Raw genomic sequence first — 26,230 nt, 5'->3', positions numbered from 1 at the left:
GCTCAGGACAAGTCATTCAGTACTTATCCACAACTCGTTGCACAACTAACGGGGATAACATGCCGACGGCTGCGGCGAACAGTCCCAGGCAAAAACCTATCAAGTCATGGAATGCCGTCACCTACGGACGGTCACACCCGGGTCGGCCAACCGCCGATGCGCGGAACAGCGCGCCCCCATCCACACCGATCCGGGACCCGCAATGAACCACACCATATCCATGCTGCTCGCCGGCGCCGCAAGCCTGCTGTCCATCTCCATCCAGGCCGCCACCGAGACCTGCCAGCCCGCTCGCGAAGACGACATCGCCGCCTTGTTCGTACGCTGGAACGAGGATTTGCAAAGCGGCGTCCCCAAGCAGGTGGTCAATAACTACGCCGCCAACTCGTTACTGTTGCCCACCCAGTCGAACACCCCAAGACGCTCGGCGGCCGCCAAGGAGGACTATTTCTCGCACTTCATGACCAAGCGCCCGACGGGCACCATCGACTCGCGGATGGTACAGATCGGTTGCACCACCGCCCTTGATACCGGGCTCTACACCTTCCACTTCGCCGATGGCTCGGCAGTGCAGGCGCGCTACACCTTCACCTACAAATGGTATCCACAGGAGCAGCGCTGGCTGATCACCAGCCATCACTCCTCGACGATGCCGGAAGAAACCGCCAACACCCGCTGATCCAACTACCACGCCGCTTGACCGACCCGCAGTATCGGGCCCATTGTGCGGCCGGTCTGTGGCCGCACAACCTGCCGTCGCCCCATCGCCTGCGCTTACCTTCTTCACCGCCCCAGCTTGTCCATACTGGATGCAGCCAACGGGTCAGAGTTATCGCCGCATGTTTCTGAAGACTCAGCTGCCCCGCCTGATCGACCAGCTCAGCCGCCTGGTCCGTCGCTACCCGGGGACCATCGCGCTATTCGGCTTCTGCTCCGGCTTGGCGAGCTTCCTGTTGGTGGAGCGCCATGCCGGGCTGGCCAAGGGCATCGCGCTGATCATGCTGATCAGTTGGGTCTGGCTGGCGCTCGAGCAAAGCCTGCGACGCAACCTGAAACGCTGGTTCGGTTGGCAGATCCCCGCGCCCCTGCTGCGCTACGCGACACAAATGGTGCATCAGGAAAGCCTGTTCTTCATCATCCCGTTCTTCGCCATCACCACCACTTGGAACAGCGGGCAGGCGCTGTTCACCGGACTGCTCGGTGTCGCCGCCCTGGTATCGCTGATCGATCCGTTGTACTACCGCTGGCTGGCGCCGCGGCGCTGGATCTACCTGGGTTTTCATGCACTGACGCTGTTCGCCGTCCTGCTCACCGCGCTGCCGATCATGCTGCATCTGTCGACTCCGCAGAGCTATCAGCTGGCCCTCGCCGTTGCCGTGGTGCTGGCGCTGCCAAGTCTGGGCAGCCTGTTTACGCAATGGAGCTGGCGTAGCCTGCTGGGCGTACTGGTGTTAGCGGCCGCGCTGGGTGGTGCCGGCTGGCTCGGGCGCACCTGGGTACCGCCAGCGACACTGTGGCTCACCGATGTCGCCGTGACGGTGAGCCTCGATGATCGCCAACGCAAGCCCGGCAAGAGCCTGCGTCAACTGAGCACAGCCGAACTGCACGACAACGGTCTCTATGCCTTCACTGCAATCAACGCGCCCCGCGGGCTGAAGGAGCGTATCTACCATGAGTGGCTGCACAACGGCCGCAAGGTCGATCGCATCGCCCTCGACATCAGCGGCGGACGCGAGGCGGGCTACCGCGCCTGGACGCACAAGCGCAACTTCCCGGCGCGACCGGCAGGCAAATGGCGCGTGCGGGTGGTTACCGAAGCGGGGCAGATGATCGGCATGCTGCGCTTCGAGGTGACCGACTAGCGAACCCGCAAACGCCGGCCCGACTCCAACGTAGAACGTCGAGGCGAATCCGGAGAGCGGCATGGAGTGGTGGGACATCGTGACGCGGACGATCAGCGCGGAGTTTTCGGACATTCCTGATCTGGACGAGGCGGTGCGCGTCAGCACACGCCTGCTGATTGCCGCGCTGCTCGGCGGTATGCTCGGCTACGAGCGCGAGCTTAGACGCAAGGCCGCAGGCCTGCGCACCCACATGCTGGTGGCCTTGGGCGCTGCCCTCTTCGTTCTGGTGCCCTTGCAGGCCGGCGTACCCAAGGAGGATATCTCCAGGGTCATGCAGGGCATCGTCACTGGCGTGGGCTTTCTGGGTGCAGGAACCATTCTCAAGGGCAACTCCATCGAAGACGTGCAAGGCCTCACCACCGCCGCTGGCATCTGGATGACCGCGGCAATCGGCGTCGCCGCCGGGCTAGGTCACGAGGCGACGGCCGTCCTGAGTACGCTGCTCGCCCTGCTGGTATTGCTGCTGATGCCTCCTCTGGAGCGTTATGCGGTACGCCGCGCAGCGCGCAAGCATCGCGAGATGCGCAGGCACTGACGAGCGACCGAACGATGTGGCTGCCTGGGCGGTCGTAGATCGGACAAGCCCGCGCCAGGAGTCGACCATGCGCTTTGCCCGCCCCTGTCTGACCACTGCCACCCTAGCCCTGACTCTCGCCGGCTGCGGTGATACCGCGAAGGCACCGGTGGAGTCCGGTTACGGCCCCAACCCCGCGCTGCCGGAGCCGCACAAGACGCTGCTGCCCACCGTCAACATCGCGCCTGCCAAGGGCTGGCCTGAGGGCGCCAAGCCGCAGGCCGCTCCCGGCCTGGAGGTCGCCACGTTTGTCGACGGCCTGGAACACCCACGCTGGATTTACGTACTGCCCAATGGCGACGTGCTGGTCGCCGAATCGGACGCGCCGCCCAAGGAAGACAGCCAGGGCATTCGCGGCTGGATCATGAAGAAGGTCATGGCCCGTGCAGGCTCCGGTACCCCCAGCGCCAATCGCATTACCCTGTTGCGCGACCGTGATGGCGACGGCCAGCCGGAACAGCGCAGCGTCTTCCTCGAAGGGCTCAACTCGCCATTCGGCATGACCTTGGTCGACGATCAGCTGTACGTGGCCAACACCGATGCATTGCTCCGCTTCCCTTACCAGCAAGACGTCATGCATCTCGACAGGGCGTCAGGCGAGAAGGTCGTCGACTTGCCGGCAGGCCCGATCAACCACCACTGGACCAAGAACGTCATCGCCAGCGCGGACGGCTCGCGTCTCTATGTAACCAGCGGCTCGAACAGCAACGTCGCCGAGAACGGCATGCAGGCTGAGGAGAACCGCGCGGCCATTCTCGAAGTGGACCCTCAGGCCGGGACGCTGCGACTCTTCGCCTCCGGACTACGCAACCCCAACGGCCTGGCCTGGCAGCCCGATAGCGGAGCGCTGTGGACTACCGTCAACGAGCGCGACGAGATCGGCAGTGATCTGGTTCCGGATTACATGACCTCGGTGCAGGAAGGCGGCTTCTACGGTTGGCCTTACAGCTACTACGGCCAACACGTCGACAAGCGGGTCAAACCGCCACGTCCGGATCTGGTGGCCAAGGCGATTGTCCCGGACTACGCGCTGGGCGCCCACACCGCCTCTCTGGGGCTGGCCTTCTACGACGGCAAACTGCTGCCGGAGCGTTACGCCAACGGTGCGTTCGTCGGCCAGCATGGCTCGTGGAACCGCAAACCTCGCAGTGGCTACAAGGTGGTCTTCATTCCCTTCCGCGATGGCAAGCCCGCCGGTCACGCCGAGGATGTGCTGACCGGCTTCGTCAACGAAGACGGCGAGGCCATGGGGCGCCCGGTCGGCGTGACGGTCGACAAAGCAGGCGCCCTGCTGGTGGCAGACGATGTCGGCAATGTCATCTGGCGGGTTACGCCGCAGACGAACTGATGACTTATCCGCAATCACCTATCTGCAATATCGGCCAAGGAGAACACTCATGCCTCGTGGGGATAAATCCAAGTACACCGACAAGCAGCAACGCAAGGCGGAGCATATCGAGGAGAACTACGAACAGCGAGGCGTCCCCGAGCAGGAAGCCAAAGCACGCGCCTGGGCGACCGTCAACAAGCAATCCGGCGGTGGCGAGCGCAAGGGCGGTTCAGGGCGCAAGAAAAGCGAAATCGCCAAGCGGGCCGATCGCAAGGACTCTGCCCAGCGTGCCGCCAAAGCGCGCCAGGGCGATTCGCCCAATCGCGGCTCAGCACGCGGGCGCGGGAAGTCTGCCAGCACCTCACTCAGCGACATGACCCGCAACGAACTGCTGCAAAAGGCCCGCGAGCGTGATGTCCAAGGACGTTCGAAGATGCGCAAGGCCGAACTGATCCGTGCACTTAGCTGAACCGGAGAACTGCCCATGTCCACCGAGACCGACCACTTCCCCGACCTACCCGCCGCTGATAATCCCAAACGCGAGGAACCGGACGAGCCGCTACCGCTTGGAGATCCGGAGCAACCAGAACCGCCAGAGCAAAACGACAACAGCTGACGTGATGCTCAGGTGCTGGACCAGCCACCGCAAAAGATAGGCAAAAAAAAGCCACCCGAAGGTGGCTTAAGAATTTCAGGAAGAGAGGTATTGCTTAGCCGGCTGCCGCCGGACGCATATAGGAGATCGGGGCGGTCTGAGAGTCATCGAAGGTGACCAGCTCCCACGCATCCTTCTGGGCCATGAGGGTGCGCAGCAGACGATTGTTCAATGCGTGCCCGGACTTGAAGCCACGGAATTCGCCAATCAGGCTGGTACCTAGCAGATAGAGATCACCGATAGCGTCCAGAATCTTGTGCTTGACGAACTCGTCCTCGTAACGCAGGCCGTCTTCGTTGAGCACACGATTCTCGTCCACCACGATGGCATTCTCCACGCTGCCGCCGAGAGCCAGATTATGCGAGCGCAGGAATTCGATGTCGCGCATGAACCCGAAGGTTCGCGCACGGCTGACTTCCTTGACGAAGGAAGTACTGGAGAAATCCACACTGGCGGTCTGGGTACGGCCCTTGAACACTGGATGGTCGAAATCGATCTCGAAGCTCACCTTGAAACCGTCGAACGGCAGGAAGGTCGCACGCTTGTCGCCTTCCTCAACGGTCACTTCACGCTTGATTCGAATGAACTTCTTCGGCGCGTCCTGCTCCTGCAGACCGGCTGATTGAATCAGGAATACGAACGGCCCGGCACTGCCATCCATGATCGGCACTTCCGAAGCGGAGAGCTCGACGTAGGCATTGTCGATCCCCAGTCCGGCCATCGCCGAAAGCAGATGCTCCACTGTGTCGACCTTGACGTCACCGTTGACCAGCGTCGTGGACATGGTGGTTTCACCCACGTTCTCCGCCCGAGCAGGAATCTCGACAGGCGGATTGAGGTCGGTACGACAGAACACGATTCCGGTGTCTACCGGTGCCGGTTTCAGGGTCAGGTAAACCTTCTCTCCCGAATGCAAGCCGACGCCGGTAGCGCGAATGATGTTCTTCAGGGTGCGTTGTCTGATCATGGCCTTTGGTTCGCTATAGCACTAGTTGCGAATTGTTTTCAACAATTGCCGGCGATAATAGCAGATGCCAACTTTGCTGAACACCAATCACACCAATACTCCTGATAACTTCAATCAATCGGCCTGACGACGCAGGAAGGCCGGAATATCGAGGTAATCCAGATCTTCTTGCGGGTTCAGTTTCGCCGCGGTAGCCGCAGCATGAGCCTGGTTGCGCATCACGGTCGGACGCTCGAGGTCGCGATAGTTCACCGCAGCCTGCTCCTGACGCGGCGCGACCGGGGCGGACGCAGCCACGGTGGTCTGCAGAGTATTGTCCACGACCTTCACCGGCTTCTCGTTGCGCGGACCCAGGCCAGTAGCGACCACGGTCACGTGCAGCTCGTCGCGCATGTCCGGATCGATCACGGCGCCTACCTTCACGGTGGCCTCATCGGAAGCGAAGGCTTCGATGATTTCACCCACGGCGGCATATTCACCCAGGGACAGATCCAGGCCGGCAGTGATGTTCACCAGAATGCCGCGGGCACCCTGCAGGTTCACGTCTTCCAGCAGCGGGTTGCGGATCGCCGCCTCGGTGGCCTCACGCGCACGATTCGGACCAGTGGCGCAGCCAGTGCCCATCATCGCCATGCCCATCTCGCCCATGACGGTCTTGACGTCAGCGAAGTCGACGTTCATCAGACCCGGACGCTGCATGATGTCGGAGATGCCGCGCACCGCGCCGGTCAGCACGTCGTCAGCCTTGGCGAAGGCGGACAGCAGGCTGGCGTCCTTGCCGAGGATGGTCAGCAGCTTCTCGTTGGGAATGGTGATCAGCGAGTCGACGCATTCGGACAGCGCGCGAATGCCTTCGTCGGCCACCTGCATGCGGCGACGGCCCTCAAACGGGAACGGACGAGTGACCACAGCAACGGTGAGGATGCCCATTTCCTTGGCCACCGACGCGATGATCGGCGCCGCGCCGGTACCGGTGCCGCCGCCCATGCCGGTGGTGATGAACACCATGTCGGCGCCTTCAAGCACTTCGGCGATGCGCTCGCGATCTTCCATCGCCGCCTGGCGACCGATGTCCGGATTGGTCCCGGCGCCCAGGCCCTTGGTGATCGCCGAGCCGAGCTGCAGCACGGTACGCGCTTCGATTTTCTTCAGCGCTTGTGCGTCGGTGTTGGCACAGATGAATTCGACGCCCTCGACGTTGTTACGGACCATGTGATTGACGGCATTGCCGCCACCACCGCCGACGCCGATGACCTTGATGACTGCACTTTGCGGGGTATGATCTACGAGTTCGAACATTTCCCTCTCTCCTTCCAGCTTTCTAGTTTTGAGTTGCCGCGTACTGCTTAGAAATTGCCCTGGATCCAGCCTTTGAGCCGATCCAGAACAGATGTTTTGGTTTCTTCGTTGAAGCTGCCGGTACCGCGCGGGCCGACACCATCGGCCTGCTTTTGCAGACCGTAGAGCAGCAGGCCGACACCGGTTGCGTATATCGGATTGCGCACCACGTCATTCAGTCCCTTGACCGTATGCGGAACGCCCAGACGTACCGGCATATGGAAAATCTCTTCGGCCAGTTCGACTGCACCTTCCATCTTCGACGTGCCGCCGGTCAGCACGATGCCGGCCGGTACCAGATCTTCGTAACCGCTGCGCCGCAGCTCGGCCTGGATCAGCGTGAACAGTTCGTCGTAACGCGGCTCCACCACTTCGGCCAAGGCCTGACGGGATAGCTCGCGCGGCGGGCGCTCACCCACGCTCGGCACTTTGATGGTTTCGCCGGCGCCGGCCAGCTTGGCCAGTGCGCAGGCATAGCGAATCTTGATTTCCTCGGCGTACTGCGTGGGGGTGCGCAGGGCCATCGCGATGTCGTTGGTGACCTGGTCACCGGCGATCGGGATCACCGCCGTATGGCGAATCGCCCCTTCGGTGAAGATGCAGATGTCGGTAGTGCCGCCGCCGATATCCACCAGGCACACGCCCAGCTCCTTTTCGTCATCGGTCAGTACCGCGTGCGCCGAGGCCAGCTGCTCGAGAATGATGTCGTCAACCTCCAGACCGCAGCGACGCACGCATTTCTCGATGTTCTGCGCAGCATTTACCGCACAGGTCACGACATGCACCTTGGCTTCCAGGCGTACCCCGGACATGCCCAAGGGTTCACGCACGCCTTCCTGATTGTCGATCACGTAATCCTGCGGCAGCGTGTGCAGCACGCGCTGATCCGCAGGAATCGCCACCGCCTGAGCGGCATCGAGCACGCGCTCGAGGTCCGCACTGCTGACTTCGCGGTCACGAATCGCCACGATTCCATGGGAGTTCAGGCTGCGGATATGGTTGCCGGCCAGGCCAACGAAGGCCGAGTGAATACGGCAGCCGGCCATCAGCTGGGCCTCCTCGACGGCACGCTGGATCGACTGCACGGTGGACTCGATGTTGACTACCACGCCCTTCTTCAGGCCGCGGGACGGATGAGTGCCGATGCCGACGATCTCCAGTTCACCGTCGGCCGTCACCTCGCCCACCAGCGCGACCACCTTAGAGGTGCCGATGTCGAGACCGACGATCATCTTGCCGCTTTGCACGCTAGACATTTTGTTTCGTTCCTCAATTCTTCACGGCGACGGTCATGTCCGTCGCCGCCGGGATCGGCTCACGCCAGGCAACGGCCAGGCCGTTGGCATAACGCAGGTCGATCCGTGCAATTTTCTCGCTTTCCGTCTGCAGCGCCTTTTGATAGATGGCATTGAAACGGCGCATTTTTTCCACCACGTGGTCCCGTCCCAGCAACAGCTCGATGCCCTGGCTGGTGGTCAGGAACCAGCTGCCCCGCTCCCGCAGTTCCAGGCTTGCGATGGAGAAGCCCAGCGGCCGAAGCATCTGGCTGAGCATCTGGTACTGCTGCATGACCCGTTGCTGAGCCCGCTTCGGACCATGCAATTGCGGTAAGTGTTCATAATGATTGAGGTTATTCGGCGCGAAAGCCTGCCCCTTATTGTTCAGCAGGGCCTCGTCGCCCCAGCGGGCGATCGGCAGTTGCTCCTCCAGACTCACCTGCACCTGATCCGGCCATACGCGGCGCACCTCGACATGGGCGATCCAGGGCATCTGCTCGAGGTCGTGGCGCAAGGCATTCAGATCAACCTTGAAGAAACTTGCCTCGACGAATGGTGCGATGCGCTGCTGTACCGCGTCTCGAGCCACATAGCTCAACTCGCCTTGCACGCTGACCTTGGTGATAGGCCGATCGGCATAAGGCAACAGACGTTCCCCTAGCTCGTAGAGGCCGACCGCCAGGCCAACCAGCAACAGCGGCCAGACGAAGCGTTTGATTCCGCCCAGGCTTGGCCGAGGCAGGCGCGCAGACAACGGCTCACGTTCCACCAGGCGACTCGCCCCACGCGGCGCCGGCTTGCGCGAAGTGCGGCCGCCTCCGGGTTGCGAATGACGCAGCGTGGTGATCATGCTTAGTTCCCCGCTCCGACGCTGTCTTCCAGAATGCTCAGCACCAGTTGCTGGAAGTCCAGCCCAGCCGCCCGTGCAGCCATCGGCACTAGACTGTGGTCAGTCATGCCTGGCACGGTATTCACCTCCAGCAGCCAGAAATCGCCGTTGTCATCCTGCATCACGTCGACCCGTGCCCAGCCGCGCACACCCACTGCCTCGCAGGCCCGCGCCGAGAGTTCCTTCAGCTGTTGCTCCTTGGCAGGATCGAGTCCACAGGGAATGCGGTACTGGGTATCGGAGGCCAGGTACTTGGCGTCGTAGTCGTAAAAACTGTGCGGGGTACCCAGCCCGATGGGCGGCAGTACCTCGCCACGCAGGACGGCGATGGTGAACTCGGGACCCTGAATCCACTGCTCGACCAGCACCTGCGAGTCGTAGGCACTCGCAGCCCGCCACGCAGCGATCAGTTCGGCAATCCCGGCGACCTTGGCCATGCCGATACTGGAGCCTTCATGGGCCGGCTTGACGATCAACGGGAAGCCCAGTGCTGCGGCGGCAGCGTGACAGTCATCCTCGCTGGCCAGCACGGCATGACGCGGTGTCGGCAGGCCGAGACTCTGCCAGACCTGCTTGGTCCGCAGCTTGTCCATCGCCAGAGCTGAAGCCAGTATGCCGCTCCCGGTGTAAGGGATGCCGGCACATTCGAGCAGGCCCTGCATGCTGCCATCCTCGCCGCCGCGGCCATGCAGGACGATGAATGCGCGGTCGATACGTTCGCTACCCAGACGCTGCAGCAGATCGTCACCGACATCGATGCCGAACGCATCCACACCAGCCGCACAGAGCGCTTCCAACACGGCCGCGCCGGATTTCAGGGAGATCTCGCGCTCGGCGCTCTTGCCACCGAACAGCACGGCGACACGGCCGAAAGCCTGCGGGGCGCGGGTCGATTGCAGGGCACTCATGAATTCTTCCTCGCGGTACCTTCGGCGCCGCTAAACAGGGGGCTTTTGATCAGTTGCGGGGCCACGCCACCGATATCACCGGCACCCTGACAGAGCAGGATGTCGCCGGCACGCAGCAACGGCTTTATCACCGGCGCGAGATCACTGCCCCGCTCCACGTAGATCGGATCGAGCTGACCACGCTGCCGAATGCTGTGGCACAGCTGGCGGCTATCGGCGCCGGGAATCGGCTCCTCGCCGGCCGGATACACTTCCATCAGCAACAGCACGTTGGCATCTGCCAGCACCTGCACGAAGTCGTCGTACAGATCACGAGTACGGCTGAAACGATGCGGCTGGTAGACCATCACCAGGCGTCGCTCCGGCCAGCCGCCGCGCACGGCTTTGATGACGGCCGCCACTTCGCGCGGATGGTGGCCGTAGTCGTCCACCAGCATCACGCTGCCGCCTTCGACCGGCAGTTGGCCATAGACCTGGAAGCGCCGACCGACGCCCTCGAACTGCGACAGGCCCTGCACGATGGCCTCGTCGTCAATGCCTTCGTCAGTTGCGATGGCAATGGTCGCCAAGGCGTTGAGCACGTTGTGGTTGCCCGGCATGTTCACCGAGACATCCAGCGGCTCGCAGCCGGCACGCAGCACCGTGAAATGGGTCCGCATACCTTCCTGACGGATGTTGATGGCCCGCACGTCGGCGTCCTCGCTGACGCCATAGGTAGTGGTCGGGCGACCAATCTGCGGAATAATTTCGCGCACGACCGGGTCGTCGACACAGAGCACCGCCAAACCGTAGAACGGCAGGTTGTGCAGGAACTCGACGAAGGTTCTCTTCAGCTTGCCGAAGTCACCGCCGTAGGTGCTCATGTGGTCGGCGTCGATATTGGTCACCACCGCCACCATCGGCTGCAGATGGAGGAAGCTGGCGTCGCTCTCGTCCGCCTCGGCGATCAGGTAACGACTGCTGCCGAGCTGTGCATTGGTGCCGGCCGCAGTCAGGCGACCACCGATGACGAAGGTCGGGTCCAGGCCGCCGGCGGCGAACACCGACGCCAACAGGCTGGTGGTCGTGGTCTTGCCGTGCGTACCGGCGACCGCGATACCGTGGCGATAGCGCATCAGTTCGGCAAGCATCTCGGCTCGTGGTACCACCGGAATGCGTTGTTCCAGCGCCAACGCCACTTCCGGGTTGGCCGCATTGATCGCGCTGGACACCACCAGCACATCGGCGCCGGCGACATTGCCGGCCTGATGGCCGATAAAGATCTGCGCGCCGAAACTTTGCAAACGCTCGGTGCTCGCCGACTCCTTGAGATCGGAGCCGGACACTTCATAGCCCAGGTTGAGCAGCACCTCGGCGATGCCGCACATGCCGACACCGCCGATACCGACGAAATGGATACGCCGGATGCGCCGCATGCGCCGCACTTCGGCTTTCACGGCTGCGGGAGACTTAGCCATTGGCCACCTCCAGACAGATATCGACCACGCGACGGGTGGCATCCGGCCGAGCCAGCCGGCGTGCGGTGGCTCCCATGGCCTTGAGTTTTTCCGGCTGCATCATTACCTCGGTCAGCCGTGCGGCAAGCACGGCGGCATCAGTCTTGGCTTGTGGCAGAAGAACGGCAGCGCCTTCCTTCGCCAGATATTCGGCGTTGCGTGTCTGGTGATCATCGATTGCATGGGGCAACGGAACGAGGAACGACGGCAGACCGGCAGCCGCCAACTCGCAGACGGTTAGCGCTCCGGCACGGCAAATCACCAGGTCCGCCCAGGCATAGGCCCGCGCCATGTCCTTGATGAAGGGCGCGACCTCGGCCTCGACTCCCGCCTCGACGTAGCGCTGTTTGGTGATTTCGGCGTGCTGCTTGCCAGCCTGATGGAACACCTCGGGGCGCAACTCCGCCGACACCTGAGCCAGCGCGGCCGGCAGCAGCTTGTTCAACGGTTCGGCACCCAGACTGCCCCCCAGAACCAGCAGACGCGGACGACGGCCGGTCAGCGTATCGCGCGGTGTCTCGAGGAACAGTTCCTCGCGCACCGGATTGCCGGTGGTACGACGCTTGTCGCTGGCCTTGAAGGTATCCGGGAAGGCCTCGCAGACACGACGAGCCAACGGCACCAGGCTGCGATTGGCGGTCCCGGCCACGGCGTTCTGCTCGTGAATGATCAGCGGCGCGCCGGCAAGCTTCGCCGCCAGGCCGCCCGGGCCGGTGACATAACCGCCTAGTCCGAGTACACAGACCGGCTTGATCTCGCTGATGATCCGCCGCGCCTGCAGCAGCGATCGGAACAGTTGCCAAGGTGCCTTGAGCAGCGCCAGCAGATTCTTGCCGCGCAACCCACTGACCTGGATCAGATGCAAAGGCAGGCCGGCAGCCGGCACCAGCTCGTTCTCGATGCCGCGCGGCGTTCCCAGCCAATGCACGGCATAACCGCGCGCCTGGAACTCCCGGGCACAGGCCAGGGCAGGAAAAACGTGGCCGCCGGTCCCGCCGGCCATGATCAATACATTAGCGGCCATGGGCGACCTCCTTGGCGGCCGGCGCCTCGTCGAAGTCCGCCTCGCTGAACTCGACATCCTCGCTGCCTAGCACCGTGCGGCTTTCCCATTCGATACGCAGCAGCAGCGCCATGCTTGCGCAGGTCACCACCAGCGAACTGCCGCCGTAGCTGAGGAACGGCAGGGTCAATCCCTTGGTGGGCAGCAGGCCGACGTTCACTCCAACGTTGATCAGGAACTGGCCGAGCCAGAGGAATGCCATGCCCCACGCCACATAGGCGGCGAAGAACTGCCGAGCCTTTTCCGCGCGCAGACCAATGTACAGCGCACGCACACCGACGAAAGCGAACAGCAGAATGGTCAGCAACGCGCCGACCATGCCCAGTTCCTCGGCCAGCACGGAGAACACGAAGTCGGTATGCGCCTCGGGCAGATAGAACTGCTTCTGCACGCTGTTGCCCAGTCCGACACCGAACCACTCACCACGCCCGAAGGCGATCAGCGCCTGCGTCAGCTGGTAGCCGGCGCCGTACTGGTCGGCCCACGGATCGGTGAAGGTGATCAGGCGCTGCAGACGATACTCCTGGGTCTGCACCAGCACGAACACCGCGCCAACGGCCGCGGCAACCAGCAGGCTGAAGCGGATCAGCCCGACGCCGCCGAGAAAGAGCATGGCCACCGCCGAGCCCATCATCACCACGGTGGCGCCGAAGTCCGGCTCCATAAGCAGCAGGAAGGCCATCGGCAGCAATACCAGGAACGGTTTGGCGAAGCCCCAGAAGCTCTCACGTACCTCTTCCTGACGGCGCACCAGATATCCCGCGAGGTAGATCACCACGAACACCTTCGCCAGCTCGGACGGCTGCACGTTGAAGGCACCGAAGCCGATCCAGCGCATCGAACCGTTCACCTCGCGGCCGATACCTGGAATCAGCACCAGGATCAGCAGGCCGAAGGCAGCCAGCAGCAGCATCCAGTCCAACCGCTGCCAGGTGGATACAGGGACCAGCAGCATCACCGCCGCTGCCCCCAGGCCGAGCGCCACGTACACCAGGTGACGACTCATGTGATACAGCGCGTTACCTGCGTTCACCGCCGCCACCTCGGAGGACGCCGAAGTGATCATGACCAGGCCCAGGCCGAGCAGCGCCAGGCAGCCGGCCAGCAGCGGGAAGTCCAGATCCAGACCGCGAGGGCCGAACAGTGGCGAAGGTGCGGTACGCAGGAAGGCCAACATCAGCTGAGCGCCTCCACCGCTGCGGCGAACAGACGGCCGCGCTCCTCGAAATTCTTGAACATGTCGAGGCTGGCGCAAGCCGGTGAGAGCAGCACTGCATCGCCGGTCTTGGCGCATGCGGTCGCCTGCTGTACCGCCTCGTTCAACGAGCTCACGTGAAGCAGCGGCGCGGCACCATCCAGCGCGACAGCCAGCTGATCGGCATCGCGCCCGAGCAGAATCACCGCACGGCAGAAGCGCGCAACCGGTGCATGCAGAGCGGAAAAATCGGCGCCCTTGCCGTCACCGCCAGCGATGAGCACTAGCTTGCCGTCGATGTCGGCACCAAGACCGTCGATCGCCGCGAGCGCCGCGCCGACATTGGTCGCCTTGGAGTCGTCGTAGAACGCGACGCCCTGATGCTGACCGACCCACTGACAGCGATGCGGCAACCCGGCAAACGAACGCAGCGTCTGCAGCATTGCGTCGAACGGCAGGCCGACCGCATGCCCCAACGCCAATGCTGCCAAGGCATTGGCCTGATTATGTGCACCGCGGATCTTCAACTCACCGACCGGCATCAGCGCTTCGAACTGGAACGCGAGGTACTTCTCGCCACGCTCCTCGAACAAACCGAAGCCCTTGAAATCCGGCTTGCCGAGGCCGAACGACCAGACCGGTACATCTTCGCCGATCAGCGGCCGGCTCAGACGGTCATCGCGATTGATCACCACCTGCCGCGCTCCGCGGAAAATGCGGTGCTTGGCCTGATGGTAAGCCGGCAGCCCGCTGTAGCGGTCCATGTGGTCTTCGCTGACATTCAGGCAGGTAGCGACCTCGGCGTTCAGCTGGTCCGTGGTTTCCAGCTGGAAACTCGACAGCTCTAGCACGTAGAGCTCGACATCGTCATCAAGCAGATCGAGTGCCGGCGTGCCCAGGTTGCCACCCACAGCGACCTTACGCCCTGCCGCGGCGGCCATTTCGCCAACCAGCGTGGTAACCGTGCTCTTGGCGTTGGAGCCGGTGATCGCGACGATCGGCGCCTTGGCCTCGCGGGCGAACAGATCAATATCGCCGGAGAGCTTCACACCGCGCGCGGCAGCAGCCTGTAGCGCGGGAGTGCTGACGGCCAGCCCGGGGCTGACCAGCAGTTCGCTGGCACGGCAGAGGAACTCTACGTCCAGCTCGCCGCAACGTACTTCGACCTGAGGGTATTGCGCCTTGAGCGTGTCCAACTCCGGCGGGTTCGCGCGCGTGTCGGCGACCGCAAACGGCAGCCCGCGGCGCGCCAGATGGCGAACCACGGACATGCCGCTCTTGCCGAGGCCGACAACGATACGGAACTGGTCGGAAGCGATGAGCACTCTCTGTTACCTCAGTTTCAACGTGGCAAGACCGATCAGCACGAGGATCACGGTGATGATCCAGAAGCGCACGATCACCCGTGGTTCAGGCCAGCCTTTGAGTTCGAAATGGTGATGGATCGGCGCCATGCGGAAGACCCGCTTGCCGGTCAGCTTGAAGGAGGCGACCTGGATCATCACCGACAGTGTTTCCATCACGAAAACGCCGCCCATGATGAACAGCACCACTTCCTGGCGAACGATGACGGCGATGGTGCCCAGCGCGGCGCCCAGCGCCAGGGCGCCGACGTCGCCCATGAATACCTGAGCCGGATAGGTGTTGAACCAGAGAAAGCCCAGGCCAGCGCCGGTCAGGGCACCGCAGAATACGATCAGCTCACCGGCCCCCGGCACGTAGGGAATCAGCAGGTACTCGGCGAAGTTCATGTTGCCTGACAGGTAGCAGAAGATGCCCAGGCCACCGCCGACCATAACCGTTGGCATGATCGCCAGGCCGTCGAGGCCATCGGTGAGGTTCACCGCATTGCTCGACCCGACGATGACGAAGTACGTCAGCACGACGAAGCCGATACCCAGCGGAATCTCGATATCCTTCAGCAGCGGTAGGATCAGGGTCGTCTCTACCGGCGTCTGCGCCGTCATATAAAGGAAGATCGCCGCGCCGATGCCGAACACCGACTGCCAGAAATACTTCCAGCGGCTCGGCAGGCCACGCGAGTTCTTCTCGATGACCTTGCGGTAGTCGTCCACCCAGCCGACTGCACCGAACAGCAGCGTCACCGCGAGCACCACCCAGACATAGCGGTTGGACAAGTCGGCCCAGAGCAGTGTGCTGATGGTGATGGCGCTGAGAATCAGAGCGCCGCCCATGGTAGGCGTACCGGATTTGGACAGGTGCGATTGAGGGCCATCGGTACGCACCGCCTGGCCGATCTGCCGCAGTTGCAGGGTCCGGATCAGCCAAGGCCCCATCCACAGCGACAACACCAGCGCGGTGAGCACGCCAAGGATGCCGCGCAGGGTCAGGTACTGGAAGACCGCGAAGCCCTTGTGGAACTGTTGCAGGTACTCGGCGAGTAGCAGCAGCATCAATGTTTCTCCATAACAGACCCGCACAGGGCGTCGACGACTTTGTCCATCGCCGCACTGCGCGAACCCTTGACCAGGATGGTGGTGGCGCTGCCCTGCTCGACGCGCAGCGCCTCGATCAGGCTCGCCTGATCGGCAAAATGACGCCCGCCGGCGCCAAAGGCATTGACGGCATGGGCCATCAGCGGTCCGACCGCGTAGAGCGCATCGACCTTGCCGGCGGCATAGGTGCCGACCTCACGATGTCCCTGCTCGGCCCACTCACCCAGCTCGCCCATGTCACCCAGCGCAAGGATGGTGCGACCGGAAAAGCCAGCCAGCACATCGATTGCCGCGCAGATCGATGCGGGGTTGGCGTTGTAGCTGTCATCGATCAGACGCACGCCGTTGCCGAGCATCTGGGCCACGCCACGCCCTTTGACCGGTTCCAGGTTCTCGAGACCAGCAACGATCGCCTCGGGTGAAATGCCCAGTGCATGCGCGGCAGCCGCCGCGGCCAGGGCATTGGCGACGCTGTGACGCCCCAACAGGTTGAGCTGGACCCGGACGGCACCACGCGGTCCGGTCAGCACGAAATTGACGCAGCCACGGATGTCGAAGGCAATCGAACCCGGATAGAAATCCGCCAGCGGATTCTGCAGGCCAAAACTGACGATACGCTTGCCGGCAGCCCGTGCGGCCCAAACCGGGTAGGCCTTGTCGTCGCGGTTGAGCACGGCAATACCGTCTGCGGCCAGCCCATCGAGGATCTCGCCCTTGGCCTCGACGATCTTTTCCGGACCACCGAACTCGCCGACATGCGCGGTGCCAGCGTTGGTGATCAGGCTGACATGGGGACGGACCAGTCCCACGGTGTAGGCGATCTCGCCTGGGCGCGAGGCGCCCAACTCGATGACCGCAGCGCGATGCTGGGGGCAGAGTTCGAGCAGCGTCAGCGGCGCGCCGAGGTCGTTGTTCAGGTTGCCGCGGGTGGCCAGCACGGCGTCTTGTCCGTACGCGGCACGCAGGATGCTGGCCACCATCTCCTTGACGCTGGTCTTGCCGCTGGAACCGGTGATTGCCGCCACCGGCCCGTTGAAGGCAGCACGATTCAAGGCCCCGAGCTGCCCGAGGGCAATCCGCGTATCCGCCACTACCAACTGCGGCAGCCCCGCACCTTCGATCTCACGCTCGACCAATGCAGCGACCGCGCCTTTGGCTGCCACGTCGCGAAGATAGGCGTGGCCATCGAAGCGCGGGCCCGTCAACGCGATGAATAACTGCCCCGGCTGAATGCCGCGGCTGTCGGTACTTACTGCCGTGAAGCAGGCGTCATCACCCACCAGACGCCCGGCGAGGGGCTCGCGCAGCTGGCTCAGGCGCATCGCTTCAAGCATCGTGCTTCTCCCAGGCGGATAGCGCCTTGCGGGCTTCGTCGAGATCGGAGAATGGCTGGCGGACACCGCAGATTTCCTGATAGTCCTCGTGCCCCTTGCCGGCGAGCAGAACGACATCGTCTGGCTGACTGCGCGCGATGCAGGCGGCGATTGCGGCGCCACGTCCAGTGGTAAAAATCGCTCGCTCGGGCTGGCGGAAGCCCTGACGGATCTCATCCAGAATCTGCTCGGCAGGCTCGTTGCGCGGGTTGTCGTCGGTGACGATGACCGCATCGGCCAGCCGCTCGGCGACCTGCGCCATCAGCGAGCGCTTGCCGCGATCACGTTCGCCGCCGCAGCCGAACAGGCAGACCAGCCTGCCGCGTGCATGCGGACGCAGCGCGGTCAGCACTTTCTCCAGTGCGTCGGGCGTATGGGCGTAGTCGACCACGACCAGCGGTCGATCGCCGCCACCCAGGCGTTCCATCCGTCCGGCAGGCCCCTGTAGCTCGGGCAGCACGGCAAGAATCTCATCCAGCGGGTAGTCCATGCCCAGCAGTGCACCGATAGCCGCCAGCACGTTGCTGACGTTGAAGCGCCCCAACAGCGGGCTGCGCAGCGAGCGCTCGCCCTGCGGCGTGACCAACCGTGCGTGAATGCCATCGTCATCCAACCGCGCGTCCGGGCAGTACAGGTAGGCCGAACTGTCGTCCAGGCTATAGGTGATCAAGCGCGACTCATGTGACTGCGCTGCCAGCACGCGGCCAAAGGCGTCGTCCAGATTGATCACCCGGCAGCGCAACCCGGGTACGTCGAACAGGCGGGCCTTGGCGGCGCCATAAGCCTCCATGGTGCCGTGGTAATCGAGGTGATCACGCGACAGATTGGTGAACACCGCGACGTCGAAGTCGAGGGCAGCCACGCGGCCCTGCTCGAGCCCATGGGAGGAAACCTCCATCGCCACCGCTCGCGCGTCCTGCTTTTTCAGATTGGCCAACGTGGCCTGCACACCAATCGCGTCGGGAGTGGTATGGCGTCCCAGCTCCAGCTCGCCATAAAAGCCTGTGCCCAACGTGCCGATGATTCCGCAGCGCTCGCCGAGACGATCGAGCGCCTGGGCGACCAGCTGGCTGACACTGGTCTTGCCGTTCGTGCCTGTCACGCCGATCAGATGCAGGCTCCGGCTCGGCTCGCCGTAGAAGCGCCCAGCAATCGCCGAAAGCTGGCTGGCAAGCTGGCGAACCGGCACCAGCACGGCGTCGCCGACCGGCTGCAGCTCGACGCCTTCCGACTCATAGGCAACGGCCGCAGCACCGCGCGCGACAGCATCGTCGATATGCCTGCGGCCATCCTGCTGCAAGCCTGGCACGGCTAGAAACAGGTCCCCGGGACGCACCTTGCGGCTATCGAGGGTCAGCTCGCGGATCAGGACCGGGCTATCAGCCTGGGGCAGCAATTGGTTCAGTGGCATCGGCATCAGGTGCGCCCTCCTTTGCCAGCCGCCGCTTCGGCGGTCTGAACTTCTGTTGGCGGCGGCAGGTTGTCCGGCGCCACATTCATCAATCGCAATGCGCGCGCCATGACCTTGCCGAACACTGGCGCCGCCACCAGGCCACCGTAGTACTGACCCTTGCTCGGCTCGTCGACCACGACCACCGCAGCGATGCGCGGGTTCGACAGCGGCGCCACGCCGGCGAAGAACGACCGATAGGCATCCTTGGTGTAACCGCCGGTGCCGGAAATCTTCTTCGCCGTTCCGCTCTTGCCACCTACGTGATAGCCGGGCACCTGCGCTCGCGCACCACCGCCGCCTTCCTCTTCCACGACAGCGCGCAGCATCTGCAGCACGATTCCGGAGATCTTCTGATCGATGACCTGCACGCCTTCCTGCTTGCGATCGAGCCGCAGCAGCGAAAGCGGGACGTTCACCCCCTCGTTGCCAAGCACGGCATAAGCATGGGCAAGCTGAACGGCCGTGACAGAAAGACCGTAGCCATAGGCCAACGACGCGGTTTCGGCCTCGCGCCACTTGCGATGATTGGGGAGATTGCCGACACGCTCGCCCGGAAAGCCGAGCCCGGTATCCTGACCGAAGCCAGCCTGCTGCATTACCGCATAGACCGGCTCAGCGCCGATATCCAGAGCGATCTTGCTGATGCCGACGTTGCTCGACTTCATCAGAATTCCGGTGAGCGTCAGCATGCCGCCGCGCGAGACATCGCGGATGGTGTAGCGACCGATACGCATCCATCCCGGCAATGTATTGACCACCGAATCCGGCTGATACTTGCCGGTTCCCAACGCCGCCGCGATGCTGAATGGCTTAACGGTGGAACCGGGCTCGAACACATCGATCATTGCTCGGTTACGCATCGCAGCCGGTTGCAGATTGCGGCGGTTGTTGGGGTTATAGGTCGGCTGGTTTGCCATGGCGAGGATTTCGCCGGTCTTGACGTCGACCATCACCAGGCTCGCCGCCTTGGCGCCGTATTCCTGAACGACGTTGCGCAGTTCGCTGTGAGCCAGGTACTGCAGCCGCAAGTCGATCGACAGCGCCATCGGCTTGCCCGGCTTGGCATTCTTGACCACCTGGACGTCCTTGATCAGGCGCCCACGACGATCCTTGAGCACCTGACGCTTGCCTGGCACTCCCGCCAGCCACTCATCGTAGGCCAGCTCCATGCCTTCGCGCCCACGGTCATCGATGTCGGTGAAGCCAACCAGGTGCGCGGCCACTTCGCCTGCCGGATAGAAACGGCGAAATTCTTCCTGGGCGTACACACCCGGAATTTTGAGATCGAGTACGGCTTGTCCCTGTTCGGGAGTCAAACCCCGCACCAGATAGGTGAACTCCCGCGCTGCTTGCTGCTGTAACCGCTCCGAAAGGGCAGTCGGGTCCTGGCCGATCGCCTTGGCCAGCTCAGCCCAACGCCCGCGCGCCGCCTGTAGCTCCTTCGGGTTGCCCCACAGCGTGGTAACCGGCGTACTGACGGCCAGCGGCTCGCCATTACGGTCGGTGATTAGACCGCGGTGAGCAGGAATCGGGATATGGCGAACACTGCGCGCATCACCCTGGCCCTGCAGAAAGGCCTGATCCATCACTTGCAGATCGACGATACGCCAGGCAATCACCCCCACCAGCAATGCGAGCAGAGCCAGGACGATGCGGAATCGCCAGGGATAGAGCGCGCCCTCGAGCCTCATGGCGCCACCAACCGAACATCCGCCGCAGCGGGAATGTGCATCTTGAGCTGCTCGCTAGCCAGCGCTTCGATACGGCTATGCGCCGTCCAGGTGCTCTGCTCGAGAATCAGTCGCCCCCACTCAGCCTGTGCTTTGTCACGCACGCTCAGCTCGCCATATAGCTCATTAAGCAGCTGACGATTCCAGTGCGCGCTGTAGGCCACGGCAATCGCGGACACCAGCACGCCGATGAACAGCACCAGCATCAGCAGGCTGCCACGCGGCATGGCGGAAAGGCGGCGGTTCATCGCACTTTCTCCGCGACGCGCATGACGGCGCTGCGCGAACGAGGATTCGCCTTGACCTCGGCATCGGAGGCGAATTGCGGCTTTCCTATCAGTTTCAGGCGAGGCTCGAACGCCTTGGGAATGATTGGCAGGTCGCGCGGCAACTTGTCCGCTTCGCCTTTGGCGTGCCGGCGCATGAACTGCTTGACGATCCGGTCTTCCAGGGAATGAAAGCTGATTACCACCAGCCGCCCACCTACCTCGAGCGCCTCAAGCGCCGCGTCGAGACCGGTTTCTAGATCGCCCAGTTCGTTGTTGATGTAGATGCGTAGCCCCTGGAACGCCCGCGTCGCCGGATTCTTACCTTTCTCCCAGGCAGGATTGGCGTCGGTCAGCACCTTGGCCAGGTCGGCGGTGCGCTCGAACGGCTTTTCCTGTCGCCGCTGCACTACCGCGCGTGCCATGCGCTTGGCAAAACGCTCCTCGCCGTAGTCCTTGAAGACTCGGGCGATATCATCCTCACTCGCCTGAGCGATCCACTCAGCCGCGCTGACGCCACGCGAGGGGTCCATGCGCATGTCCAGCGGACCGTCATTCAGAAAGCTGAAGCCTCGCTCGGGGTCATCCAGCTGCGGAGAGGAAACGCCCAGGTCCAGCAGAATGCCGCTCAAGGTCCCGGTCCAGCCGCGCTGCGCCACTTCGTCACCGAGTTCCGCAAAGCTTCTCTGCACAACGACAAAGCGGCCGTCTTCGGCCGCCAATGCTTGCCCCGTAGCGATGGCTAGCGGGTCCTTGTCGAACCCCAGCAACCGGCCATCGGGCCCGAGCTGCTGAAGCAGGAGCCGACTATGTCCACCGCGACCGAAGGTTCCGTCCAGATATCGCCCAGCCGGACGCACAGCCAGCGCCGCGACGGCTTCGTCGAGCAACACGGTGATATGTCGCAGGGCGCTGATCTGGCTCACAGGATAAGGTCACGTAGTTCTTCCGGCAGACCGCCGGGTTGCTTGATGGCCGCCAGGTCCGCGTCAGAGATCGCATTCCAGTCGTCCTCGTTCCACAGCTGAAACTTGTTGAGCTGCCCGACCAGCATGGCGTGCTTGTCCAGTCGGGCGTATTCACGCAAACGCGGCGGCACCAGCACCCGGCCACTGCCGTCCATCTCGACGTCCACGGCATTACCGATCAGCAGACGCTGCAACCGGCGGGTTTCTTCACGCAACGAGGGCAGCTCGCGCAGCTTCGCCTCGATCAGTTCCCATTCGGGCAGCGGATACACACAGAGACAGCGATCCACGGCATCGATCGTGACGATCAGCTGGCCCTCACCACGCGAATTCAGCTCGTCACGATACCGGCTAGGCATAACGAGCCGGCCTTTGGCGTCGAGACTGATGGCGTTGGCTCCGCGAAACACGGCTGCGCTTCCCCTGAATTAGCTATCCATGCCCATATAAACCCACTTCGTGCCACTTTCTACCACTTGCGCGCACTATAGAAATGCTCACGCCCCACCGTCAAGGCAAGCCTGACGGGAAAAAGCCTTATCCCGCGGTAATTTACGAAGCCTAGAGACATCAAGCGGAAGGAAGAGACAGAAATCGGGAAGCGAAACCAAGGAGGCGCAGGAAGTTACTCAACAAAGTTAAAGTACTTTATTAAGAGCAATACTGTTTCGGAATTAAAAACAGGAAGGAGCGAAGGGAAAAGTCGGAGAGTCGATCTGTAAGCCGGGTTCTGTCGAGGACAGCCATTCCTCTACGACAGCCATCGCTGACTGCCTCTAGCAACCTACCCGGATCCAGCGCGGGCCACGCCAATGGATCCCTATTTGGTCTTGCTCCAAGTGGGGTTTACCTAGCCGCGGACTGTTACCAGCCGCGCGGTGCGCTCTTACCGCACCTTTTCACCCTTACCGGCGCCGAAGCACTTAGGCGGTTATTTTCTGTGGCACTTTCCGTAGGCTCGCGCCTCCCAGGCGTTACCTGGCACTTTGCCCTATGGAGCCCGGACTTTCCTCCCTCCCCTCTTGTCGGAACAAAAAGAGACAGCGACTGTCCGATCGACTCTCCGGGCGCCAGAGTACCGTCGCGAATCATCAATCGCAAGGAGGACCAATGCGTGATCGGCACCTCAGCGCCGCCATCTGAGGTCAACGCAGGAACTACTGCTTGCGCTCTAGGGCCAACTGATACAGCAGATTCTTGCGCACGCCAGTGATCTCTGCAGCCAGCGCAGCTGCACGCTTGAGCGGCAGCTCCGCGAGCAGCAGATCGAGCACCCGCAGAGCCTCCGACCCAACCAGCCCATCACCCACTGGGGCCTGCCACCCCGCCACCACCAGCACGCACTCACCTCGCTGCTGGTTGGCATCCGCCTCGACCCAGGCACGCAGCTCGCCGAGCGGAAGGCCTTTGAGCGTTTCGAAGGTCTTAGTCAGTTCGCGCCCGAGAACAGCCGCCCGCTCGCCACCGAAAACCGCCTCGAGATCCTCCAGACATTCCAAGATACGATGAGGAGCCTCATAGAAGATCAATGTGCGCGGTTCCTCCCTCAGCAATTCGAGTCGCGCCCGACGCCCTGCCGCCTTGGCCGGAAGGAATCCTTCGAAAATGAAGCGATCCGAGGGCAACCCTGACGCCGACAAGGCGGCGATCAACGCACATGCCCCTGGCACCGGCACCACCCGAATACCGGCTGCGCGCACCTGCCGCACCAGGTGGTAACCAGGATCGGAAATGAGCGGCGTACCCGCATCGGAAATGAGCGCTACATCGGCGCCCGCCTGCAAACGCTCAAGGAAACGCCCCCCTTCCACGCGCTCATTGTGCTCGTGGCAGGCCATTAATGGTGTCGAGATACCGAAATGCGCCATCAGACGCGCCGAGTGACGGGTATCCTCAGCCGCAATCAGCGCCACCTCGCGCAACACTCGCAGCGCCCTAGCGCTAAGGTCCTCCAGGTTACCTATAGGCGTGGCAACCACGTAGAGCGTACCCGCACAGGAATTCGCAGCGGCGGTGACAGTCACAGGGCATACCTCGATCACAAAAACACGCATTGTAGCCCGATTACCCGCAGCGGCATCGCGACCTAACCGGGGCTTGGGTACAATCCGCCCCCACTTGCCATTGCCTTTCAGGAACGATCACATGATGGCCCGCTTACGTCCGCTGCTAATCCTCGGCCTGGCCGCTATGCTGTCAGCCTGCGCCAGCTCACCCTCATCCACGCTGGGCGAGCTGCCGCGCACCCCGCAAGCGACGACTCAACAGCTGCTCCAGCAAGCAGACCAGAGCGATCCGGAAAAAGCCGCACAGCTGCGCCTGGCCGCAGCGGATCAGAGCTTTGCCAAGGGCGAGATCGCTCGAGCCCGCAGCATCATCGATCAGGTTCCGATGGCTTCTCTGAAGCCGGCACAACAGATCTTCGCCAACACGCTACTGGCTGAAATAGCACTAGCCGACGACCGACTGCAGCAAGCCCAGCAAGCGCTCCAACACCCGGCATTCGAGCGCCTCGGCGAGTTGCCGATCGAGCAGCAGATCCGCAGCCAGACCGTTCGAGCCAAGGTCCTCGAGGCCGACGGACAGCAACTCGCCGCGGCTCGCGAGCGGGTCTTTACCGCCCCCCTTCTCAGCGGCCCGGCAGCAGAAGCGAACCACGAAGCGATCTGGAGCCTGCTTTCCTCGCTGCCGGGCGACGAGCACCCACACCTAGCCGCCGACGAGACTGATTTCGATGGCTGGCTGTCGCTGGCCGCGGCGGTCAAGCAAGCGGGCACCATCGCCCAGCAGCAACGCGCAATCGACGACTGGATCGCTCGACATCCGCAGCACCCAGCTGCGCAGCAGCTGCCGGTACAACTGGCTCAGCTACGCGAGCTTGCCGACCAACCGCTGACTCATGTGGCACTGCTACTGCCCATGCAAGGCAAGCTTGCGACCGTCGCACAGGCGCTGCGCGACGGTTTTCTCGCCGCGCACCTGCAAGCCCAGCAAGCCCAGCAAGCGGGCCAATCTGCACTGCAAATTGAGCTGTACGACAGCACGCAATTGACTTCCCTGGACAACTTCTACCGCCAGGCGGAAACGAATGGCGTACAACTGGTTGTCGGCCCGCTGGAGAAAGATCTGGTACGCCAACTGGGCGAGCGCGAGCGCCTGCCGATTACCACACTGGCCCTAAACTACAGCGATGCCGGACAGAAAACCCCGCCGCAGTTGTTCCAGTTCGGCCTCGCCGCAGAAGACGAGGCGCGGGAAGTGGCGCGCAGGGCGTGGGCCGACGGCCACCGCCGAGCTATCGCCTTAGCCCCCCGAGGCGATTGGGGCGCACGCATCCTCGAGGCTTTCCGGCAGAGCTGGGACCAGGCCGGTGGCACTCTGATCGCTGCCGAACCGCTAGCCGAGCCCGTAGAGCTGGCCAATCAAATCGCCCGCCTGCTGCAACTACGTGACAGCGAGGCACGCTCGCAACACCTCCAAAGCACGCTGGACAAAAGCGTAACCAGCGAGCCAACACGCCGCCAGGATGTCGACTTCATTTTCCTTGCCGCAACCCCGCAGCAGGCGCAACAGGTCCGCCCCACACTGATCTTCCAGTACGCCGGCGACATCCCCGTTTACGCCACCTCCCACCTGCATGCGGCTAATCAAAACCGCACGCAGTATCTGGATCTCGAGGGTATCCGTTTCGCCGAAACGCCCTGGCTACTCGACAACCAATTGCCCCTGCGCCAGCAGATCGAACAGAAATGGCCACAGGCGGGCGGCAGCCTCGGCCGTCTCTATGCAATGGGCGCCGACGCCTATTTGCTTGCCCCCCGCCTGAACCAGCTGCTCGCACTGCCGAGCACGCGCCTGAATGGTCTTTCCGGCTCGCTGGCACTCAACCCGCAGCAGCGTATCGAACGGCAGCTGCCTTGGGCGCAATTCCATGATGGCCAGATCGAACGCCTGCCGAACAACCCGTTGCCATGAACGACAAGCATGATCGCGGACGAACCACGGAAGCGCTCGCCCTCGATTACCTTGCCCGACAGGGCCTGCGCCTGCTGGCGCAGAACTGGAGTTGCCGCAGCGGCGAGCTCGATCTGGTCATGCTGGACGGCGATACAGTAGTATTCGTCGAAGTCCGCTATAGACGTCATGCCGGCTGGGGTGGAGCTGCGGCGAGCATCGACGGGCGCAAGCAGCAGCGACTGATCAAGGCCGCCGAACTGTTTCTGCAGAAAGAAAGCCGCTGGGCCCGACATCCGTGTCGTTTCGACGTAGTAGCACTCGACACGAGCGGGCCGATCCGGGAGCACCATTGGATCCGCAACGCTTTTGATAGCTGAACGCCGCACCTGCCGCACAGGCGCGAAATCGCAGCAACCGAGCACGCTCATAGC

Annotated in this window: 25 protein-coding genes and 1 other RNA gene; 8 read left to right on the top strand and 18 right to left on the bottom strand. The window is 63.0% G+C overall.

Annotation, left to right across the window (positions count from 1 at the left end; genetic code table 11):
* Nucleotides 1–202: 202 nt before the first annotated feature.
* The 6 genes from N8H22_RS14905 (at nucleotide 203) to N8H22_RS14880 (ending at nucleotide 4,424) form a co-directional block, all read left to right on the top strand.
* Nucleotides 203–679: an SgcJ/EcaC family oxidoreductase gene (locus N8H22_RS14905; RefSeq protein WP_264591291.1), complete on the top strand. Its 477-nt coding sequence runs from the start codon at nucleotides 203–205 to the stop codon at nucleotides 677–679.
* A 160-nt stretch (nucleotides 680–839) separates the two neighbouring features.
* Nucleotides 840–1,862, top strand: coding sequence for a DUF2914 domain-containing protein (locus tag N8H22_RS14900; protein WP_264591290.1), 1,023 nt, complete (start codon nucleotides 840–842; stop codon nucleotides 1,860–1,862).
* A 61-nt stretch (nucleotides 1,863–1,923) separates the two neighbouring features.
* Nucleotides 1,924–2,439 carry an MgtC/SapB family protein gene (locus tag N8H22_RS14895; protein WP_264591289.1) on the top strand — a complete coding sequence of 172 codons (516 nt, stop codon included), beginning with the start codon at nucleotides 1,924–1,926 and terminating at the stop codon, nucleotides 2,437–2,439.
* 67 nt (nucleotides 2,440–2,506) lie between these two features.
* Nucleotides 2,507–3,826, top strand: coding sequence for a sorbosone dehydrogenase family protein (locus N8H22_RS14890; protein ID WP_264591288.1), 1,320 nt, complete (start codon nucleotides 2,507–2,509; stop codon nucleotides 3,824–3,826).
* A 49-nt stretch (nucleotides 3,827–3,875) separates the two neighbouring features.
* Nucleotides 3,876–4,277 (top strand): Rho termination factor N-terminal domain-containing protein, encoded by a 402-nt coding sequence (locus N8H22_RS14885; protein ID WP_264591287.1) that lies wholly within the window; start codon nucleotides 3,876–3,878, stop codon nucleotides 4,275–4,277.
* A gap of 15 nt (nucleotides 4,278–4,292) precedes the next feature.
* Nucleotides 4,293–4,424, top strand: coding sequence for a hypothetical protein (locus N8H22_RS14880; protein WP_264591286.1), 132 nt, complete (start codon nucleotides 4,293–4,295; stop codon nucleotides 4,422–4,424).
* A gap of 94 nt (nucleotides 4,425–4,518) precedes the next feature.
* On the opposite strand, the gene lpxC is transcribed toward N8H22_RS14880, so the two are convergent.
* The 18 genes from lpxC to rsmI form a co-directional block, all read right to left on the bottom strand.
* Entirely contained in the window at nucleotides 4,519–5,430 is a 912-nt protein-coding gene (gene lpxC, locus N8H22_RS14875; RefSeq protein WP_264591285.1) for a UDP-3-O-acyl-N-acetylglucosamine deacetylase, read from the bottom strand.
* A gap of 114 nt (nucleotides 5,431–5,544) precedes the next feature.
* Entirely contained in the window at nucleotides 5,545–6,729 is a 1,185-nt protein-coding gene (ftsZ, locus tag N8H22_RS14870; RefSeq protein WP_264591284.1) for a cell division protein FtsZ, read from the bottom strand.
* Between the two features lie 47 nt (nucleotides 6,730–6,776).
* On the bottom strand, nucleotides 6,777–8,024 hold the full coding sequence (ftsA, locus tag N8H22_RS14865; RefSeq protein ID WP_264591283.1) for a cell division protein FtsA: 1,248 nt from the start codon (nucleotides 8,022–8,024) through the stop codon (nucleotides 6,777–6,779).
* Between the two features lie 13 nt (nucleotides 8,025–8,037).
* A complete protein-coding gene (locus tag N8H22_RS14860) occupies nucleotides 8,038–8,895 on the bottom strand; it encodes a cell division protein FtsQ/DivIB (protein WP_264591282.1) in 858 nt (285 codons plus the stop codon).
* 2 nt (nucleotides 8,896–8,897) lie between these two features.
* Complete coding sequence (locus N8H22_RS14855; protein WP_264591281.1) at nucleotides 8,898–9,842, bottom strand: D-alanine--D-alanine ligase; 945 nt, start codon at nucleotides 9,840–9,842, stop codon at nucleotides 8,898–8,900.
* Nucleotides 9,839–11,299, bottom strand: coding sequence for a UDP-N-acetylmuramate--L-alanine ligase (gene murC / locus N8H22_RS14850; RefSeq protein WP_264591280.1), 1,461 nt, complete (start codon nucleotides 11,297–11,299; stop codon nucleotides 9,839–9,841). Before murC ends, N8H22_RS14855 begins: the two co-directional genes overlap by 4 nt.
* Nucleotides 11,292–12,362 (bottom strand): undecaprenyldiphospho-muramoylpentapeptide beta-N-acetylglucosaminyltransferase, encoded by a 1,071-nt coding sequence (gene murG / locus N8H22_RS14845; protein ID WP_264591279.1) that lies wholly within the window; start codon nucleotides 12,360–12,362, stop codon nucleotides 11,292–11,294. Before murG ends, murC begins: the two co-directional genes overlap by 8 nt.
* The gene (ftsW, locus tag N8H22_RS14840) at nucleotides 12,352–13,578 is read right to left on the bottom strand and encodes a putative lipid II flippase FtsW (RefSeq protein ID WP_264591278.1); all 1,227 of its coding nucleotides are present in this window, start codon (nucleotides 13,576–13,578) and stop codon (nucleotides 12,352–12,354) included. The genes murG and ftsW overlap by 11 nt, the downstream gene beginning before the upstream one ends.
* The gene (gene murD, locus N8H22_RS14835; protein ID WP_264591277.1) at nucleotides 13,578–14,921 is read right to left on the bottom strand and encodes a UDP-N-acetylmuramoyl-L-alanine--D-glutamate ligase; all 1,344 of its coding nucleotides are present in this window, start codon (nucleotides 14,919–14,921) and stop codon (nucleotides 13,578–13,580) included. The genes ftsW and murD overlap by 1 nt, the downstream gene beginning before the upstream one ends.
* 6 nt (nucleotides 14,922–14,927) lie before the next feature.
* On the bottom strand, nucleotides 14,928–16,010 hold the full coding sequence (mraY, locus tag N8H22_RS14830) for a phospho-N-acetylmuramoyl-pentapeptide-transferase (RefSeq protein ID WP_264591276.1): 1,083 nt from the start codon (nucleotides 16,008–16,010) through the stop codon (nucleotides 14,928–14,930).
* Complete coding sequence (gene murF, locus N8H22_RS14825) at nucleotides 16,010–17,386, bottom strand: UDP-N-acetylmuramoyl-tripeptide--D-alanyl-D-alanine ligase (protein WP_264591275.1); 1,377 nt, start codon at nucleotides 17,384–17,386, stop codon at nucleotides 16,010–16,012. The genes mraY and murF overlap by 1 nt, the downstream gene beginning before the upstream one ends.
* A complete protein-coding gene (locus N8H22_RS14820) occupies nucleotides 17,379–18,842 on the bottom strand; it encodes a UDP-N-acetylmuramoyl-L-alanyl-D-glutamate--2,6-diaminopimelate ligase (RefSeq protein ID WP_264591274.1) in 1,464 nt (487 codons plus the stop codon). Before N8H22_RS14820 ends, murF begins: the two co-directional genes overlap by 8 nt.
* Nucleotides 18,842–20,569, bottom strand: a complete 1,728-nt coding sequence (locus N8H22_RS14815) for a penicillin-binding transpeptidase domain-containing protein (protein WP_264591273.1) — start codon at nucleotides 20,567–20,569, stop codon at nucleotides 18,842–18,844. The genes N8H22_RS14820 and N8H22_RS14815 overlap by 1 nt, the downstream gene beginning before the upstream one ends.
* Entirely contained in the window at nucleotides 20,566–20,856 is a 291-nt protein-coding gene (gene ftsL, locus N8H22_RS14810) for a cell division protein FtsL (RefSeq protein WP_264591272.1), read from the bottom strand. The genes N8H22_RS14815 and ftsL overlap by 4 nt, the downstream gene beginning before the upstream one ends.
* Nucleotides 20,853–21,800: a 16S rRNA (cytosine(1402)-N(4))-methyltransferase RsmH gene (rsmH, locus tag N8H22_RS14805; RefSeq protein ID WP_264591271.1), complete on the bottom strand. Its 948-nt coding sequence runs from the start codon at nucleotides 21,798–21,800 to the stop codon at nucleotides 20,853–20,855. The genes ftsL and rsmH overlap by 4 nt, the downstream gene beginning before the upstream one ends.
* Complete coding sequence (gene mraZ / locus N8H22_RS14800; RefSeq protein WP_264591270.1) at nucleotides 21,797–22,252, bottom strand: division/cell wall cluster transcriptional repressor MraZ; 456 nt, start codon at nucleotides 22,250–22,252, stop codon at nucleotides 21,797–21,799. The genes rsmH and mraZ overlap by 4 nt, the downstream gene beginning before the upstream one ends.
* Before the next feature lie 293 nt (nucleotides 22,253–22,545).
* Nucleotides 22,546–22,905: RNase P RNA component class A (gene rnpB / locus N8H22_RS14795), an RNA gene on the bottom strand.
* Nucleotides 22,906–22,999: 94 nt separating this feature from the next.
* A complete protein-coding gene (gene rsmI / locus N8H22_RS14790; protein ID WP_264591269.1) occupies nucleotides 23,000–23,866 on the bottom strand; it encodes a 16S rRNA (cytidine(1402)-2'-O)-methyltransferase in 867 nt (288 codons plus the stop codon).
* A 121-nt stretch (nucleotides 23,867–23,987) separates the two neighbouring features.
* Between rsmI and N8H22_RS14785 the strand changes: the two genes are divergently transcribed.
* Both N8H22_RS14785 and N8H22_RS14780 read left to right on the top strand, forming a co-directional pair.
* A complete protein-coding gene (locus N8H22_RS14785; protein ID WP_264591268.1) occupies nucleotides 23,988–25,817 on the top strand; it encodes a penicillin-binding protein activator in 1,830 nt (609 codons plus the stop codon).
* The gene (locus tag N8H22_RS14780; RefSeq protein WP_264591267.1) at nucleotides 25,814–26,176 is read left to right on the top strand and encodes a YraN family protein; all 363 of its coding nucleotides are present in this window, start codon (nucleotides 25,814–25,816) and stop codon (nucleotides 26,174–26,176) included. The genes N8H22_RS14785 and N8H22_RS14780 overlap by 4 nt, the downstream gene beginning before the upstream one ends.
* Nucleotides 26,177–26,230 lie beyond the last annotated feature (54 nt).

This window comes from Stutzerimonas sp. S1 (assembly GCF_025966695.1).
In the GTDB taxonomy this organism is placed as follows: Bacteria; Pseudomonadota; Gammaproteobacteria; order Pseudomonadales; family Pseudomonadaceae; genus Stutzerimonas.
This window is presented reverse-complemented; position numbering and strand designations above follow the sequence as displayed.

Coding starts and splice junctions, on each gene's coding strand:
- N8H22_RS14890 (WP_264591288.1), top strand. CDS start 2,507: ATGCGCTTTGCCCGCCCCTGTCTGACCACTGCCACCCTAGCCCTGACT.
- ftsA (WP_264591283.1), bottom strand. CDS start 8,024: ATGTCTAGCGTGCAAAGCGGCAAGATGATCGTCGGTCTCGACATCGGC.
- N8H22_RS14895 (WP_264591289.1), top strand. CDS start 1,924: ATGGAGTGGTGGGACATCGTGACGCGGACGATCAGCGCGGAGTTTTCG.
- N8H22_RS14860 (WP_264591282.1), bottom strand. CDS start 8,895: ATGATCACCACGCTGCGTCATTCGCAACCCGGAGGCGGCCGCACTTCG.
- murG (WP_264591279.1), bottom strand. CDS start 12,362: ATGGCCGCTAATGTATTGATCATGGCCGGCGGGACCGGCGGCCACGTT.
- N8H22_RS14905 (WP_264591291.1), top strand. CDS start 203: ATGAACCACACCATATCCATGCTGCTCGCCGGCGCCGCAAGCCTGCTG.
- N8H22_RS14785 (WP_264591268.1), top strand. CDS start 23,988: ATGATGGCCCGCTTACGTCCGCTGCTAATCCTCGGCCTGGCCGCTATG.
- N8H22_RS14880 (WP_264591286.1), top strand. CDS start 4,293: ATGTCCACCGAGACCGACCACTTCCCCGACCTACCCGCCGCTGATAAT.
- mraY (WP_264591276.1), bottom strand. CDS start 16,010: ATGCTGCTGCTACTCGCCGAGTACCTGCAACAGTTCCACAAGGGCTTC.
- ftsW (WP_264591278.1), bottom strand. CDS start 13,578: ATGTTGGCCTTCCTGCGTACCGCACCTTCGCCACTGTTCGGCCCTCGC.
- ftsL (WP_264591272.1), bottom strand. CDS start 20,856: ATGAACCGCCGCCTTTCCGCCATGCCGCGTGGCAGCCTGCTGATGCTG.
- N8H22_RS14885 (WP_264591287.1), top strand. CDS start 3,876: ATGCCTCGTGGGGATAAATCCAAGTACACCGACAAGCAGCAACGCAAG.
- lpxC (WP_264591285.1), bottom strand. CDS start 5,430: ATGATCAGACAACGCACCCTGAAGAACATCATTCGCGCTACCGGCGTC.
- N8H22_RS14815 (WP_264591273.1), bottom strand. CDS start 20,569: ATGAGGCTCGAGGGCGCGCTCTATCCCTGGCGATTCCGCATCGTCCTG.
- N8H22_RS14855 (WP_264591281.1), bottom strand. CDS start 9,842: ATGAGTGCCCTGCAATCGACCCGCGCCCCGCAGGCTTTCGGCCGTGTC.
- murC (WP_264591280.1), bottom strand. CDS start 11,299: ATGGCTAAGTCTCCCGCAGCCGTGAAAGCCGAAGTGCGGCGCATGCGG.
- N8H22_RS14820 (WP_264591274.1), bottom strand. CDS start 18,842: ATGCCGATGCCACTGAACCAATTGCTGCCCCAGGCTGATAGCCCGGTC.
- N8H22_RS14900 (WP_264591290.1), top strand. CDS start 840: ATGTTTCTGAAGACTCAGCTGCCCCGCCTGATCGACCAGCTCAGCCGC.
- murF (WP_264591275.1), bottom strand. CDS start 17,386: ATGCTTGAAGCGATGCGCCTGAGCCAGCTGCGCGAGCCCCTCGCCGGG.
- ftsZ (WP_264591284.1), bottom strand. CDS start 6,729: ATGTTCGAACTCGTAGATCATACCCCGCAAAGTGCAGTCATCAAGGTC.
- N8H22_RS14780 (WP_264591267.1), top strand. CDS start 25,814: ATGAACGACAAGCATGATCGCGGACGAACCACGGAAGCGCTCGCCCTC.